The organism is Bacillus sp. TH19 (assembly GCF_016651075.1).
GTDB lineage: Bacteria > Bacillota > Bacilli > Bacillales > Bacillaceae_G > Bacillus_A > Bacillus_A mycoides.
The window spans coordinates 1083224-1098177 of the sequence record NZ_JAEKEO010000007.1; the positions used below are offsets into that span (position 1 = coordinate 1083224).

Annotated in this window: 13 protein-coding genes and 2 tRNA genes; 14 read left to right on the top strand and 1 reads right to left on the bottom strand. The window is 37.0% G+C overall.

The window, feature by feature from the left end; translation table 11 throughout:
- Positions 1–254 precede the first annotated feature (254 nt).
- The 7 genes from racE to JFU54_RS09400 all read left to right on the top strand — a co-directional run bounded on the left by racE (position 255) and on the right by JFU54_RS09400 (position 4522).
- The gene (gene racE / locus JFU54_RS09370) at positions 255–1079 is read left to right on the top strand and encodes a glutamate racemase (protein WP_048517140.1); all 825 of its coding nucleotides are present in this window, start codon (positions 255–257) and stop codon (positions 1077–1079) included.
- Between the two features lie 130 nt (positions 1080–1209).
- Positions 1210–2259: a GerMN domain-containing protein gene (locus tag JFU54_RS09375; RefSeq protein ID WP_002129281.1), complete on the top strand. Its 1050-nt coding sequence runs from the start codon at positions 1210–1212 to the stop codon at positions 2257–2259.
- Between the two features lie 131 nt (positions 2260–2390).
- A complete protein-coding gene (rph, locus tag JFU54_RS09380) occupies positions 2391–3128 on the top strand; it encodes a ribonuclease PH (RefSeq protein WP_002015340.1) in 738 nt (245 codons plus the stop codon).
- Positions 3129–3139: 11 nt separating this feature from the next.
- Entirely contained in the window at positions 3140–3748 is a 609-nt protein-coding gene (locus JFU54_RS09385; protein WP_002143277.1) for an XTP/dITP diphosphatase, read from the top strand.
- A gap of 13 nt (positions 3749–3761) precedes the next feature.
- Complete coding sequence (locus JFU54_RS09390; RefSeq protein WP_002167619.1) at positions 3762–4265, top strand: metallophosphoesterase; 504 nt, start codon at positions 3762–3764, stop codon at positions 4263–4265.
- Between the two features lie 108 nt (positions 4266–4373).
- A tRNA-Gly gene (locus JFU54_RS09395) sits at positions 4374–4447 on the top strand.
- Position 4448: 1 nt separating this feature from the next.
- Positions 4449–4522: transfer RNA gene (locus JFU54_RS09400), tRNA-Arg, on the top strand.
- Between the two features lie 51 nt (positions 4523–4573).
- Here the strand turns inward: JFU54_RS09400 and JFU54_RS09405 are convergent.
- Positions 4574–5188, bottom strand: a complete 615-nt coding sequence (locus tag JFU54_RS09405) for a PH domain-containing protein (protein ID WP_002167620.1) — start codon at positions 5186–5188, stop codon at positions 4574–4576.
- Between the two features lie 315 nt (positions 5189–5503).
- On the opposite strand from JFU54_RS09405, the gene JFU54_RS09410 reads away from it, so the two are divergent.
- The 7 genes from JFU54_RS09410 to yihA all read left to right on the top strand — a co-directional run bounded on the left by JFU54_RS09410 (position 5504) and on the right by yihA (position 14947).
- Positions 5504–5752 (top strand): hypothetical protein, encoded by a 249-nt coding sequence (locus JFU54_RS09410; protein ID WP_001983650.1) that lies wholly within the window; start codon positions 5504–5506, stop codon positions 5750–5752.
- Positions 5753–5950: 198 nt separating this feature from the next.
- Positions 5951–6949, top strand: coding sequence for a hypothetical protein (locus tag JFU54_RS09415; RefSeq protein WP_002034206.1), 999 nt, complete (start codon positions 5951–5953; stop codon positions 6947–6949).
- Positions 6950–7259: 310 nt separating this feature from the next.
- Entirely contained in the window at positions 7260–8537 is a 1278-nt protein-coding gene (gene tig / locus JFU54_RS09420) for a trigger factor (protein ID WP_201064325.1), read from the top strand.
- 264 nt (positions 8538–8801) lie between these two features.
- Entirely contained in the window at positions 8802–10061 is a 1260-nt protein-coding gene (gene clpX, locus JFU54_RS09425) for an ATP-dependent protease ATP-binding subunit ClpX (RefSeq protein ID WP_000472285.1), read from the top strand.
- A gap of 106 nt (positions 10062–10167) precedes the next feature.
- Positions 10168–11838 carry an ATP-dependent protease LonB gene (lonB, locus tag JFU54_RS09430; RefSeq protein WP_002015346.1) on the top strand — a complete coding sequence of 557 codons (1671 nt, stop codon included), beginning with the start codon at positions 10168–10170 and terminating at the stop codon, positions 11836–11838.
- A gap of 185 nt (positions 11839–12023) precedes the next feature.
- Entirely contained in the window at positions 12024–14354 is a 2331-nt protein-coding gene (gene lon, locus JFU54_RS09435) for an endopeptidase La (RefSeq protein WP_002034201.1), read from the top strand.
- Positions 14351–14947, top strand: coding sequence for a ribosome biogenesis GTP-binding protein YihA/YsxC (gene yihA, locus JFU54_RS09440; protein ID WP_002088829.1), 597 nt, complete (start codon positions 14351–14353; stop codon positions 14945–14947). Before lon ends, yihA begins: the two co-directional genes overlap by 4 nt.
- Positions 14948–14954 lie beyond the last annotated feature (7 nt).

Sequence of the window (14954 nt, forward strand, 5' to 3'; positions counted from 1 at the left end):
CCGATCCCCTATATAACTTCTTTGCTTTCGCTGAATTTTGAGGTGGGGGTCTTACTGTCCGGCAAATAGCGGGGTAAATACGCAATTTATATAGAAGGTCGGTTATTTTTCTGTCTTGCAAATTATGAAAAAAAGGAGCAAAATAAAAAAGGTCCTGATCTATATAGGTACAAATGAAAATTTTTATACAGGGGCACTTTAAGTTAGCGAACTTAAAGTGTGTAAAATATACTGATAAACATAAAAGATGATGAATGAGAAAACGGGTGATTAAGTTGAATAGAGCGATCGGTGTTATTGATTCAGGAGTGGGCGGTTTAACAGTAGCGAAGGAATTAATTCGTCAGTTGCCGAAAGAGCGTATTATATATTTAGGGGATACAGCACGTTGCCCTTATGGTCCGCGTTCTCGTGAAGAAGTGCGTCAATTTACGTGGGAAATGACGGAGCATTTATTAGATTTAAATATCAAAATGTTAGTTATTGCGTGTAATACAGCAACTGCGGTTGTATTAGAAGAAATGCAGAAACAATTACCAATTCCAGTAGTTGGAGTTATTCATCCAGGATCACGTACAGCTTTAAAAGTGACAAATACGTATCATGTTGGGATTATTGGAACGATTGGAACAGTAAAAAGTGGCGCCTATGAAGAGGCGCTAAAGTCTATTAATAACCGTGTTATGGTAGAAAGTTTAGCGTGCCCACCTTTCGTTGAGCTTGTAGAGAGTGGGAATTTCGAAAGTGAAATGGCGTATGAAGTTGTAAGAGAAACATTGCAACCGTTGAAAAGTACTGACATTGATACGCTTATTCTAGGATGTACACATTATCCGATTTTAGGTCCTGTTATTAAAAAGGTAATGGGGGATCAAGTACAATTAATTAGTTCGGGTGATGAAACAGCGCGTGAGGTAAGCACGATTTTATACCATAGTAAGATGCTAAATGAGGGAGAAGAACAAAGTGATCATCTCTTCTTAACGACTGGTAAAATAGGCCTGTTTAAAGAAATTGCATCAAAGTGGTTCGGTCAGCCGATTGAAAATGTGAAGCATATCAATTTAGAAATAGAATAATAGTAGATTCATATAAGAGAACTCCTGAGAAATCAGGGGTTTTTTCTGTATAAGTAGCCATAGCTTGTTCTAAAACATGAAACAGCTCGTATACATAATAGTACAAACTTAGATTTTAGGGGGGAATGGCATGCCTAAATCCACTTTTAAATGGGTTGTTGGTGCTACTGTGAGTGCGATTTTATTATCAGGGTGTGGCTTGTTAAATCAAGAGAAAGCGACAGAACAAATTGATCCGCCAAAAAAAGTTACGTATACAGAAGGTGAAAAGAAAGAAACTGCTAAAAAAGATAAACAAGGGCAAACAGTAAATAGAGAGTTATACCTCGTTGATAAAAATGGATATGTCGTACCGCAAACTATTGCAATGCCTACTCCGAAAGCGAATGAAGTTGTACAGCAAACGTTAGAGTATCTTGTGAAAGATGGACCAGTTACAAATTTATTGCCAAATGGATTTCGAGCAGTCCTTCCAGCGAATACGACGATGACCTTGAATTTGAAAAAAGGCGGGACAGCAGTAATTGATTTCTCTAAAGAAATGAAAAATTATTCAAAAGAAGAAGAACGTCAAATTGTTGAATCAGTAGCGTGGACTTTGACTCAATTTACAGAAATAAAACAAGTGCAGTTCCAAATAAATGGTGAAAAGTTAGTGAAGATGCCTGTTGCGGGTACACCGCTTGGTGAAGGTGTAAGTCGTGCGAATGGAATTAACTTTGATGATGAACAAGTAGCAGATGTGACGCATACAAAACCGGTTACACTTTACTTTATGGCGCAAAATAATAATAAGCAGCAATATTACGTACCGGTAACAAGGCGCGTTGCAGAAGGAAAAGAAAATGATTACTCGGCAATTGTGGATGAGCTTGTAAAAGGTCCGATTCAAGGGTCGCTACTAAATGATTTTAATCCAGGAGCTAAGCTTATTACGAATCCAAAAGTGGAGAACGGAAATATTACATTAAACTTTAATGAAAATATATTTGTGAACCCAGACAAAAACATGATTTCAAATTATGTGTTGAAATCGTTAGTCTTATCTTTAACGGAAAAACAAGGTGTGAAAAATGTTTCTATTGAAGTGAATGGGAAAGCAAATCTTATGGATGAGAAAGGTGAAAAGTTAATAAAACCTGTTGATCGTCCACAAAACGTGAATACAGGTAGTTTTTAATCGCGAATAATTTGATATACTTATGTAAGAAAGGGGAATTGCTTTTTGAGTTCCCCTTCTTTTATTGTTATACATATCGTACATTTAAATTTGGCTATACTAATGAGAGTATTTATGAGGGGGTTATTTTTATGCGAGTAGATGGTAGAGGAAAAGCAGAGCTACGCCATATACATATTCATACAAATTATTTAAAACATCCAGAGGGATCAGTACTAATTGAAGTTGGGGATACAAAGGTAATTTGTTCAGCGACAATTGAAGAGCGTGTACCGCCGTTTATGCGCGGAGAAGGAAAAGGCTGGGTAACAGCAGAATACTCAATGATTCCACGTGCGACAGAGCAACGTACAATCAGGGAGTCAAGTAAAGGGAAAGTAACAGGGCGTACAATGGAAATCCAGCGTTTAATTGGACGAGCATTACGTGCGGTTGTTGATTTAGAAGCGCTTGGCGAAAGAACGGTTTGGATTGACTGTGATGTAATTCAAGCGGATGGCGGAACGAGAACAGCTTCTATTACAGGTGCTTATGTAGCGATGGTATTAGCTTTTGAAAAATTATTGCAAGCAGAAAAAGTATCTAAAATTCCGGTGAAAGATTATTTAGCGGCAACGTCAGTAGGTGTTGTTGAAGAACAAGGTGTTGTTTTAGATTTAAATTATGCTGAAGATTCTAAAGCAGACGTTGATATGAACGTTATTATGACTGGAAAAGGTCAGTTTGTTGAAGTGCAAGGAACTGGAGAAGAAGCGACGTTTAGCAGAGCTGAATTAAATGAATTACTTGATGCTGCTGAACAAGGGATTTTCCAACTTGTTGAAAAGCAAAAAGAAGCGTTAGGTGACATCGTATCTCATATAGAGTAGAGGTGGAAAATATGAAGCAAGTTGTTGTAGCGACGAAAAATCTTGGGAAAGTACGTGAGTTTGCTGAGTTATTTGAGAGATTTGACTTAGAAGTGAAATCTTTACACGATTTTCCTCATATTGAAGAAGTCGAAGAAACTGGTGAAACATTTGAAGAAAACGCAATTTTGAAAGCGGACAGTCTTAGTAGACAGTTGAATTCCATCGTAATTGCGGATGACTCAGGTCTTATTGTAGATGCCTTAAACGGGAAACCAGGTGTATATTCAGCTCGTTTTGCTGGAGAGCCGAAAGATGACCAAGCGAATATCGATAAAGTGTTGCAAGAGTTAACTGACATCGATTTAGAAAAACGTACAGCTCGTTTTTACTGTGCACTAGCGGTTGCTTTCCCTGAGGCAGATAAAGAGCCGGTTATTGTAAACGGAACGTGTGAAGGGAAAATCTTAGAACAGCGCCGCGGGGAAAATGGTTTTGGATACGATCCGATTTTTTATGTAGAAGAATATAAAAAGGCAATGGCGGAACTAAGCTCAGATGAGAAAAATGCCATTAGCCACCGCGGACGCGCTCTTCGTAAATTAGAAGAGAAAATCCCGGAATGGTTTTTAGAAGAATAAGGGAGAGAGATTGATGAAAGCTTTAATCGTAAGCGATAGTCATAGCTCTGTGAAGGAATTACAGCAGTTAAAAGAGAAATATGAAGGGAAAGTAGATGTCATGATTCATTGTGGTGATTCAGAGCTAACGCCTGCTCACGAAGAGCTACAATGTTTCCAAGTTGTAAAAGGGAATTGTGATTATGCTAACTTTCAAGATGAAATTGTAACTGATGTAGATGGAATTCGTTTCTTAGTTGTACACGGTCATCGTCATGATGTGAAAATGACGTTACAAACGTTAGCGTATCATGCAGAAGAAGTAGGAGCACAAGTAGCGTGCTTTGGACATTCTCATGTATTAGGGGCAGAATTACTTGATGGGATTTTATTTATTAATCCAGGAAGTATTTTGCTCCCGCGCTCTCGTGTGGAAAAGACATTCGCTTTATTAGAAATGGATGAAAATCATATAGAAGTTCGTTTTGAAACATTAGATGGACAGCTGGTGGAACAAGCAATTTTTAAAAGAGGATAAGAAAAATTATCCTCTTTTAAAAAAGTGTTGACTTTATAAGTAGTTATGAATATAATAAATATTGTCGATAGGGCAACGGCGCTAACGAAGAAAAATAAAATAACATATGCGGGTGTAGTTTAGTGGTAAAACAAGAGCCTTCCAAGCTCTGGTCGAGAGTTCGATTCTCTTCACCCGCTCCATGTCCCAGTAGCTCAGCCGGATAGAGCATACGCCTTCTAAGCGTACGGTCGGGAGTTCGAATCTCTCCTGGGACGCTAAAAAAACCTTGTTATCTTTTGATAACAAGGTTTTTTGTTTGTTTTAAATTAGTTATTAATAAATTTTTCAAAGACAAAACCGTAATCTTTCACGTTATATTGCTTTTTCGTATCAACGAGCCAGTTAAAGGCGATCTCGTTCATCTCTTTAAACTGTTCTGCTAAATTTACTTGTGCATTTGAAATACGGCTGAAAGCGTTAGATGCCATATCTAAACTTTTATGTGCATACTGCAATGTAATGTCGTTGTCGTATGAAATTTCTTCGATTTTAAGAAGAGCCTTATATAAATCTTTTAATTCTTCAATATGTTTTTTATGAACATCAATTGAGTAATGCTCATCTCCCATTTGAAATTTAATTTCTACATCTAAATCAATCGTTCCTGCAGTTTCAAGTGCTACGTTTTTAATTTGATATTTACTATAGCTAAAGCGGCGTAATGTACGTTTTTTGCTTGTGGCACTTGTACCATCTAGGTGAATTAATCCTTTGTTTGTAAAGCAATATTCATCCGATTTTGATTTAATAAGAAAGTAAATTTCCTCCCCATCTTCATGCATTACGTAATCATCAGCATCAACCTTATCATAATCTTTTGGTGTAATGACAGAACCTACATCGCTTAATCCTAAAACATCAGAAGCCATTTTTTTGAACATATATAATCCCCCTTGTAAATTAAATTCTTAATTGTACAAAAATATATTAACATGATTTTAAACTTATTTTTGAAATCTTACAACTCTGTAAGGTAAGTGTAAGGAAGTTCGATGGTAACAAATTACTAATCTTATATAATGAAGATAACAACGATAAATGAGGAGGAAGAGATGATGAAAGGATTAATCGTAACGGGTTTAACAGTAGCTTTTGGGTTTGTGGCGTATGAAAAGTTAACATATGTAATTGATGTTGTAAAACATTTAGTAGCGTAGAAAAAACTGCCATGAGAGGGAAAGGGAATGAGTGAATGAATGGAATGGTTATTTGGAATTATAGGTACTTGTAGTGTAGTTTTATTGTTCTTTGTCCCGAGTGGTATACTTAGTTCGACAACGAGTTTGTTCTTTTTAAGTTTGTTTGCTTGTACGATGCTTATTATTATGTTTTTAATGAAGCGAAGTAAACCAATCTTCTATTTTAGCATGATTGTTATGGCAATTATTGTTCTCCAAATTATTACCCTTGTTATATACCCCACAATTATAAAAGCTTTCCATTAATGATGAACCCTCTGCCGTCTGTTGCTGAGGGTTTTTGTTTGTGAAAAATGAATTTTATTTAGAAGTTTGTTGTTTTTTTGTTATGAAAATAGAATATTCCTATATTTCAAATAAATAATTTTAGAATGTTGTGTTCTCATTACGCATTTGATATATTTACTTTGAAGATCATTAAAATCTAGAAAAAGAGGCGGACGTATGGATAAAAAAGAAAATACGGTCGTATTGTTTCCGCAACTATCAGAACGCTATATTGATAAAGGTTTTTTAGCGTTGAAAGAGCGGGAATTCGAAGATGCATTGCGCTGCTTTGAAATATTACGTCAGTATAATGCAGAAACGGAACAAACAGAATTAGCTTCCGTTATTTGTTTGCTAGAATTAAAACGTATGGAAGAAGCGAAAGAAAAATGTGAGCAGTTGCTTGAAACAGGAGCTGTATTATTTGGTGATATTCTTGAAACGTATGTAACTATTTTAGTTCAAACAAATGATTATGAAGGTGTCATTGAAACTGTTGAGGAAGTTTTGCAAACGAAAGATATAATTCCTGAGCAAAAGGAAAAATTGGCGCAGCTTGCTTTGTTTGCGCAAGGGATGCTGAATGAAGAAGATACACCGCTAGTGGATTCGAATTTTGAATTAGAAGAATTTACCGATGGGCTTTTTGGAGAAAACTTTGGTCAAAAGCTAAGAGTGATCCAGAAACTTTCGTTAAAAGACCTGGATCTCGCACTTCCTACTTTAAAGAAATTTTTAATAGACGAAGATCAGCACCCGTATTTAAAAACTTCTATTTTGTATAAAATGGTAGAAAATCAAATAGAAGAAGAGATAGAAGTAGAGAAGTTTGGAAATACGATAAAGGTGATTCCAGCATTTACAGGTCATAATGAGGAGCAATCCGATAAAATTATACATAAATTCTCAAACCGATTAGAGCAAAATTATCCAGATATATTTAGTACGATGGTTACATACTGGAAAGAATTACAAATTAGCATTTTTCCGTTCCCTCTATTAATGGATAAAGTAGAAATTTGGGCTGCTGTCTTAGAGAGAATTGGAAGAAAGCGTTTCGGATTGGCTATTGATGAAGAAGAACTTATGACAGCGTACAATATTGAGTTTGAGGAATTTCATATTGCCTATCAATGGTTACTGCGCATTGAAAGAGAAGGGTATTTGCCCGTATAATTATGAAAAAGAATCGTTCAGTTATTGAAACGAGCACATTCTATGTTATAATGTAAGGGTTGCAAAAGGCAGAAATCTGCCTGTTTGTAAGAGAAGAGGAGTATAATTCTCTTACTTAATATGTTTCATATTAGTCTCGAACAAAATATACCGTAGTTGTCTTTTAGACAATTAGTAGATTGGAACATTGTATCTGAAAGCTTTTTGCTAGAGGGTTATTTGTACATTTGTTATTTCAAGAAAGAGATAATAAAAATTTTGATCTATAGAGGTATGTGCATACATTATTATAGTTGGAGGGAAAGAATAAATGTCTACAAAATGGGAAAAATTAGAAGGTAACGTTGGCGTTTTAACAATCGAAGTTGATGCTAAAGAAGTAAATAACTCTATCGACGCTGCATTCAAAAAAGTAGTAAAAACAATTAATGTACCAGGTTTCCGTAAAGGGAAAATGCCTCGTCCATTATTCGAACAACGCTTTGGTATTGAATCTTTATACCAAGATGCTTTAGATATCATCTTACCAAAAGCATACGGTGAAGCAATCGATGAAGCTGGTATCTTCCCAGTTGCTCATCCTGAGATTGACATCGAGAAATTCGAAAAAGGCCAAAACTTAATTTTCACTGCAAAAGTTACTGTAAAACCTGAAGTTAAATTAGGTGATTACAAAGGTTTAGCAGTAGAAAAGGTTGAAACAACTGTAACTGACGAGGATGTAGAGAACGAAGTAAAAGCTTTACAAGAGCGTCAAGCTGAACTAGTTGTTAAAGAAGACGGAACTGCTGCAGATGGTGATACAGCTGTAATCGACTTCGAAGGTTTCGTTGATGGCGAAGCATTTGAAGGCGGAAAAGGCGAAAACTATTCTCTTGCAATCGGTTCTGGTACTTTCATCCCAGGTTTCGAAGAGCAAGTAATTGGTCTTAAATCTGGTGATTCTAAAGAAGTTGAAGTAACATTCCCAGAAGAGTACCATGCTGCTGAATTAGCTGGTAAACCAGCAACATTCAAAGTAACAATTCACGAAATCAAAACAAAAGAACTTCCTGAGTTAAACGACGAGTTCGCTAAAGATGCTGACGAAGAAGTTGCAACTCTTGATGAATTAAAAACAAAACTTCGTACAAACTTAGAAGAAGGCAAAAAGCACGAAGCTGAGCACAAAGTACGTGACGAAGTAGTAGAATTAGCTGCTGCTAACGCTGAAATCGACATTCCAGAAGCTATGATCGACACTGAGTTAGATCGTATGGTTCGTGAATTCGAGCAACGTTTAAGCCAACAAGGTATGAACCTTGAGCTTTACTACCAATTCACAGGTACTGACGCTGACAAATTAAAAGAGCAAATGAAAGAGGATGCACAAAAACGTGTAAGAATCAATCTTGTTCTTGAAGCTATCATTGAAGCTGAAAACATCGAAGTTACTGAAGAAGAAGTAACTGCAGAAGTTGAAAAAATGGCTGAAATGTACGGTATGCCAGTAGACGCTATCAAGCAAGCTCTTGGAAGCGTAGACGCTTTATCTGAAGATCTTAAAGTGCGTAAAGCTGTAGACTTCTTAGTAGACAACGCTGCATAATAAAATAACAAGGCGCGATTTTAATCGTGCCTTGTTTTATAAATATAGAAATATATTTATAAAACTTTTCGATGAAGAAGGAAAAGTGCCTTTGTAAGTCGAATATACATATTTCAAAAGTTTTAAAATTTTTTTATTTGTACATAACTAGTCATATTATTTGTATTTCTCGCTACGTAGTGACATAATATGTATTTACATACGATACATTTATCGTGTACATACGAAGGCAAGAGGTTAGCACTTTGTAAGGGGTGTGAAAATATGTTTAAATTTAATGATGAAAAAGGTCAATTAAAATGTTCTTTCTGTGGTAAAACACAAACGCAAGTTCGAAAGTTAGTTGCAGGTCCAGGTGTTTACATTTGTGACGAGTGTATCGAGCTTTGTACTGAAATTGTACAAGAGGAGCTTGCGAAGGACGAAGAAGTAGAATTCAAAGATGTACCGAAACCGGTAGAAATTCGTGAAATCTTAGATGAGTATGTCATCGGACAAGATAACGCGAAAAAAGCACTAGCGGTAGCGGTATATAACCATTACAAACGCATTAATTCTAACAGCAAAATTGATGATGTAGAATTAGCGAAGAGTAATATTTCACTTATTGGGCCAACTGGTAGTGGTAAAACATTATTGGCACAAACATTAGCGCGTATTTTAAATGTTCCATTTGCAATCGCGGACGCAACATCTTTAACAGAAGCTGGATACGTTGGGGAAGATGTAGAAAACATCTTACTAAAACTAATTCAAGCGGCTGATTACGATGTAGAAAAAGCGGAAAAAGGAATTATTTATATTGATGAGATTGATAAAGTGGCACGTAAGTCCGAAAATCCATCAATTACACGTGATGTATCTGGTGAAGGTGTACAGCAGGCACTTCTGAAAATTTTAGAAGGTACTGTAGCGAGCGTTCCACCTCAAGGTGGTCGTAAGCACCCGCATCAAGAGTTTATTCAAATTGATACAACGAACATCCTATTCATTTGTGGTGGAGCGTTTGATGGCATCGAGCCTATTATTAAACGTCGCCTTGGTGAGAAAGTAATTGGATTTGGTGCTGAGAAGAAAAATGCTGATGTAAATGAGAAGCATGTTTTATCTCACGTTTTACCAGAGGATCTTTTAAGATTCGGTTTAATTCCGGAGTTTATCGGTCGTCTTCCAGTTATTGCGAACCTAGAGCCGCTTGATGAAGATGCTCTTGTAGATATTTTAACTAAACCGAAAAATGCACTTGTTAAGCAATTCCAAAAATTATTGGAGCTTGACGATGTTGAGTTAGAGTTTGAAGAAGGTGCACTAGTTGAGATTGCGAAAAAAGCAATTGAACGTAAAACAGGTGCTCGTGGACTTCGTTCTATTATTGAAGGCTTGATGCTTGATGTAATGTTCGAACTTCCATCTCGCAAAGATATCGAGAAGTGTATTCTTACGAAAGAAACAGTAGCTGATAATGAACCGCCGAAATTGGTGTTACAAGACGGTACTGTACTTGATACAAAAACATCTGCATAATGCGAAGAAGAAACAGCAATTTTTATAATTGCTGTTTTTCTTTATGTTTAGCACTATTCCTCCCAGGAAATACTAAAAGGTAAAACATAGCGGGAGGAAATGAATTATGAGCTGGACAAATATATTTTTACTTGTTCAACTTGTTTTTGGCGTAATTGTCGGATTGTATTTTTGGCATTTACTTCGAAATCAGCGAACACAAAAAGTTTCAATTGATCGAGAATCAAAAAAAGAATTAGAGCAGCTTCGTAAAATGCGTGAGGTTTCTTTAACAGAGCCGCTTGCGGAAAAGGTACGTCCTACATCCTTTATAGACATTGTAGGGCAAGAAGACGGGATTAAGTCGTTAAAAGCGGCTCTTTGTGGTCCTAATCCGCAACATGTGATCATATACGGTCCGCCAGGTGTCGGAAAGACAGCGGCAGCACGCCTTGTATTAGAAGAAGCGAAACGAAATCCGAAATCTCCATTTCGTACAAATGCAACATTTATCGAACTTGATGCGACGACAGCTAGGTTTGATGAGCGTGGTATTGCGGATCCATTAATTGGTTCAGTGCATGATCCTATTTATCAAGGAGCAGGTGCAATGGGACAAGCGGGTATCCCGCAACCGAAAAAAGGGGCTGTAACAGATGCGCATGGTGGTATTTTGTTCATTGATGAGATTGGTGAATTACATCCAATTCAAATGAATAAAATGCTAAAAGTGTTAGAAGATCGGAAAGTGTTTTTGGAAAGTGCGTATTATAGTGAAGAAAATTCGATGATTCCAACGTATATACATGATATTTTTCAAAAAGGTTTACCTGCAGATTTTCGCTTAGTTGGTGCAACGACACGTTCACCAGAGGAAATTCCTCCTGCAATTAGGTCGCGTTGTTTAGAAGTGTTCTTCCGTGAGTTAGATACAGAAGAAATTCAAAAAGTAGCGAAAAATGCAGCTGACAAAGTGGAGATGCAAGTAGGTGAGAACGGTATCGAAATGATTGGAATGTATGCAAGAAATGGGCGAGAAGCAATTAATCTCGTGCAAATTTCTGCTGGTATGGCGATAAATGAAGAACGACCTTTCATTAAAGATGAAGATATTGAATGGGTTGTTCATTCTAGTCAGCTTACACCAAAGTACGAAAAACGTATTTATCCAATTCCGAGAATCGGTCTTGTGAACGGGCTTGCTGTATATGGGCCGAATACAGGTGCGTTATTAGAAATTGAGGTAACAGCTATTCCTGCGAAAGATAAAGGATCAGTAAATGTCACTGGAATTGTAGAAGAGGAAAGTATTGGAAATCAAACGAAATCAATCCGTCGTAAAAGTATGGCGAAAGGTTCTGTTGATAATGTGTTAACAGTACTTCGTTCTCTAGATGTGTTGCCAGAAGGGTATGATATACATATTAATTTTCCTGGTGGTATCCCGATTGATGGTCCTTCAGCAGGTATTGCTATGGCAACAGGTGTATATTCAGCAGTGCATCGTACGTATGTGAATAATGAAGTAGCGATGACAGGTGAGATAAGTATCCACGGAGAAGTGAAGCCTATTGGTGGTGTGTACGCAAAAATAAAAGCTGCGAAAAAAGCGGGAGCTAAGAAAGTCATCATTCCGGCTGAAAACATGCAACCATTTTTGTATACAATAAAGGGAATTGAGATCATTCCTGTTCGCAAATTAAAAGAAGTATTTGAATTAACATTTATGCAGGAAAATGTGCATCGTGAGCTTGATGCACATAATGATTTGGGCGAAACAGATGCACAATCAATGTGAGAATATACAATAATAAAAATTTGCCAGACTTCGTTTAAGTTTGTATGCTTAAGCGGAGTCTTTTTTCTTTTCGTGAGGCACAAAAAAACAGGGGATTTACAATTGCGAAGAATCTCTGCAATTGCATCTAGATGTATTGTAATATAAAATAGTTGAACAGGAGTTTAATTTATTATGGAGGTGCTATGTCTAGTATGAATACGAATGAAAGAATTGTGCCCCTCCTACCATTAAGAGGCATTCTCGTATATCCAACGATGGTTCTGCATCTTGATGTAGGACGTGATAAATCGATACAAGCACTAGAGCAGGCGGCAATGGATGAAAATATCATCTTTTTAGCAATGCAAAAAGAAATGAATATCGACGATCCGAAAGAAGATGACATATATAGTGTAGGTACAGTGGCGAAAGTGAAGCAAATGTTAAAATTGCCGAACGGTACGCTTCGTGTCCTTGTAGAAGGTTTACATAGAGCAGAAGTAGTAGAGTTTATCGAAGAAGAAAATATAGTGCAAGTTTCTATTAAAACGGTAACGGAAGAAGTAGAAGATGATTTAGAAGAGAAGGCTCTTATGCGTACGTTACTGGAGCATTTCGAACAATATATTAAAGTTTCGAAAAAAGTTTCAAATGAAACATTTGCAACGGTAGCTGATGTAGAAGAACCGGGAAGACTAGCTGATTTAATTGCTTCTCACTTACCGATTAAAACGAAGCAGAAACAAGAGATTTTAGAGATTGTATCTGTGAAAGAACGACTACATACACTTATTTCAATTATTCAAGATGAACAAGAGTTACTTAGCCTAGAAAAGAAAATTGGACAAAAAGTGAAACGTTCAATGGAGCGCACGCAAAAAGAATATTTCTTACGTGAGCAAATGAAGGCAATTCAAACTGAACTTGGTGATAAAGAAGGCAAGGGCGGGGAAGTTGAAGAACTTCGTGAGAAAATTGAACAGTCGGGAATGCCTGAAGAAACAATGAAGGCTGCACTGAAAGAATTAGATCGTTATGAAAAATTACCTGTAAGTTCTGCTGAGAGTGGTGTCATTCATAATTATATTGATTGGTTATTAGCTCTCCCATGGACAACAGCAACAGAGGATATGATTGACCTCACTCATTCGGAAGAAATTTTAAATAAAGATCATTACGGTCTTGAAAAAGTGAAAGAGCGAGTACTTGAATATTTAGCTGTACAGAAGTTAACGAATTCATTAAAAGGGCCAATTCTTTGTCTAGTAGGACCTCCTGGGGTTGGGAAAACTTCGTTAGCTCGTTCTATCGCAACATCGTTAAACCGTAATTTTGTACGTGTTTCTCTTGGTGGTGTGCGTGATGAATCTGAAATTCGTGGTCACCGTCGTACATATGTAGGAGCGATGCCAGGACGTATTATTCAAGGTATGAAGAAGGCGAAAACAGTTAATCCAGTCTTCTTATTAGATGAGATTGATAAAATGTCTAACGATTTCAGGGGAGACCCATCAGCGGCGTTACTTGAAGTGTTAGATCCAGAACAAAACCATAACTTCAGTGATCATTACATTGAAGAGCCATATGATTTATCGAAAGTTATGTTCGTTGCAACTGCTAATACACTTGCAAGTGTTCCGGGCCCATTGCTTGACCGTATGGAAATCATTTCAATTGCTGGTTATACAGAACTTGAAAAGGTGCACATTGCTCGTGAGCATTTATTGCCGAAACAATTAAAAGAGCACGGTTTGCGAAAAGGTAATTTGCAAGTACGTGATGAAGCGCTTCTTGAAATTATTCGTTATTATACACGCGAGGCTGGTGTTCGTACGTTAGAGCGTCAAATTGCAAAAGTTTGCCGTAAAGCAGCAAAAATTATCGTTACAGCAGAACGCAAGCGCATTGTTGTAACAGAGAAAAATATTGTTGATTTACTTGGTAAGCATATATTCCGTTATGGTCAAGCTGAAAAAACAGACCAAGTTGGTATGGCAACAGGTTTAGCTTACACAGCAGCGGGCGGCGATACACTTGCAATTGAAGTGTCTGTAGCGCCAGGAAAAGGGAAATTAATTTTAACAGGGAAACTTGGGGATGTTATGAAAGAATCCGCACAAGCCGCGTTTAGCTATATTCGTTCTCGTGCAGAAGAACTTCATATTGATCCGGATTTCCATGAGAAAAACGATATTCATATTCATGTTCCAGAAGGAGCAGTTCCAAAAGATGGACCATCAGCAGGTATTACGATGGCAACGGCACTTATTTCTGCACTAACAGGTATTCCTGTAAGTAAAGAAGTTGGTATGACAGGTGAAATTACACTTCGTGGTCGTGTATTACCGATTGGTGGTTTGAAAGAAAAAACATTAAGTGCTCACCGCGCGGGATTAACAAAAATTATTTTACCGGCGGAAAATGAGAAAGATTTAGATGATATTCCAGAGAGCGTAAAAGAAAACCTTACGTTTGTGCTTGCATCTCATTTAGACGAAGTATTGGAGCACGCATTAGTAGGAGTGAAACAATGAAAGTAACAAAAGCAGATATTGTAATTAGTGCCGTTAAACCGGAACAATATCCAGACAGTGATTTACCAGAAATTGCCTTAGCAGGTCGTTCTAATGTCGGGAAGTCTTCCTTTATTAATAAAATTTTAAATCGTAAAAAGTTAGTACGCATTTCTTCTAAACCAGGAAAAACGCAAACGCTGAACTTTTTCTTAATCAATGAAATGATGCATTTTGTTGACGTTCCAGGTTATGGATATGCGAAAGTATCTAAAACAGAGCGCGCGGCATGGGGCAGAATGATTGAAACTTACTTTACAACACGTACGCAATTAGACGCAGCTGTATTAGTAGTTGATTTACGTCACCAACCAACAAAAGATGACATTATGATGTATGATTTCTTAAAGCATTATGAAATCCCAACAATTATTATTGCAACGAAAGCCGATAAAATTCCGAAAGGGAAATGGCAAAAGCATTTAAAAGTTGTAAAAGAAACGCTTGCTGTTGAAATTGGCGATGAAATCGTTCTATTCTCTTCTGAAACAGGACTTGGAAAAGAAGAAGCATGGAAAGCAATTCATAAAATGACAAAAACAAAAAACGCGTGACGAATGT

What these genes read in the sequence shown, in the direction of transcription:
- racE (WP_048517140.1), top strand. Translation starts at nt 255, where the DNA reads ATGAGAAAACGGGTGATTAAGTTGAATAGAGCGATCGGTGTTATTGAT.
- JFU54_RS09375 (WP_002129281.1), top strand. Translation starts at nt 1,210, where the DNA reads ATGCCTAAATCCACTTTTAAATGGGTTGTTGGTGCTACTGTGAGTGCG.
- rph (WP_002015340.1), top strand. Translation starts at nt 2,391, where the DNA reads ATGCGAGTAGATGGTAGAGGAAAAGCAGAGCTACGCCATATACATATT.
- JFU54_RS09385 (WP_002143277.1), top strand. Translation starts at nt 3,140, where the DNA reads ATGAAGCAAGTTGTTGTAGCGACGAAAAATCTTGGGAAAGTACGTGAG.
- JFU54_RS09390 (WP_002167619.1), top strand. Translation starts at nt 3,762, where the DNA reads ATGAAAGCTTTAATCGTAAGCGATAGTCATAGCTCTGTGAAGGAATTA.
- JFU54_RS09405 (WP_002167620.1), bottom strand. Translation starts at nt 5,188, where the DNA reads ATGTTCAAAAAAATGGCTTCTGATGTTTTAGGATTAAGCGATGTAGGT.
- JFU54_RS09410 (WP_001983650.1), top strand. Translation starts at nt 5,504, where the DNA reads ATGGAATGGTTATTTGGAATTATAGGTACTTGTAGTGTAGTTTTATTG.
- JFU54_RS09415 (WP_002034206.1), top strand. Translation starts at nt 5,951, where the DNA reads ATGGATAAAAAAGAAAATACGGTCGTATTGTTTCCGCAACTATCAGAA.
- tig (WP_201064325.1), top strand. Translation starts at nt 7,260, where the DNA reads ATGTCTACAAAATGGGAAAAATTAGAAGGTAACGTTGGCGTTTTAACA.
- clpX (WP_000472285.1), top strand. Translation starts at nt 8,802, where the DNA reads ATGTTTAAATTTAATGATGAAAAAGGTCAATTAAAATGTTCTTTCTGT.
- lonB (WP_002015346.1), top strand. Translation starts at nt 10,168, where the DNA reads ATGAGCTGGACAAATATATTTTTACTTGTTCAACTTGTTTTTGGCGTA.
- lon (WP_002034201.1), top strand. Translation starts at nt 12,024, where the DNA reads ATGTCTAGTATGAATACGAATGAAAGAATTGTGCCCCTCCTACCATTA.
- yihA (WP_002088829.1), top strand. Translation starts at nt 14,351, where the DNA reads ATGAAAGTAACAAAAGCAGATATTGTAATTAGTGCCGTTAAACCGGAA.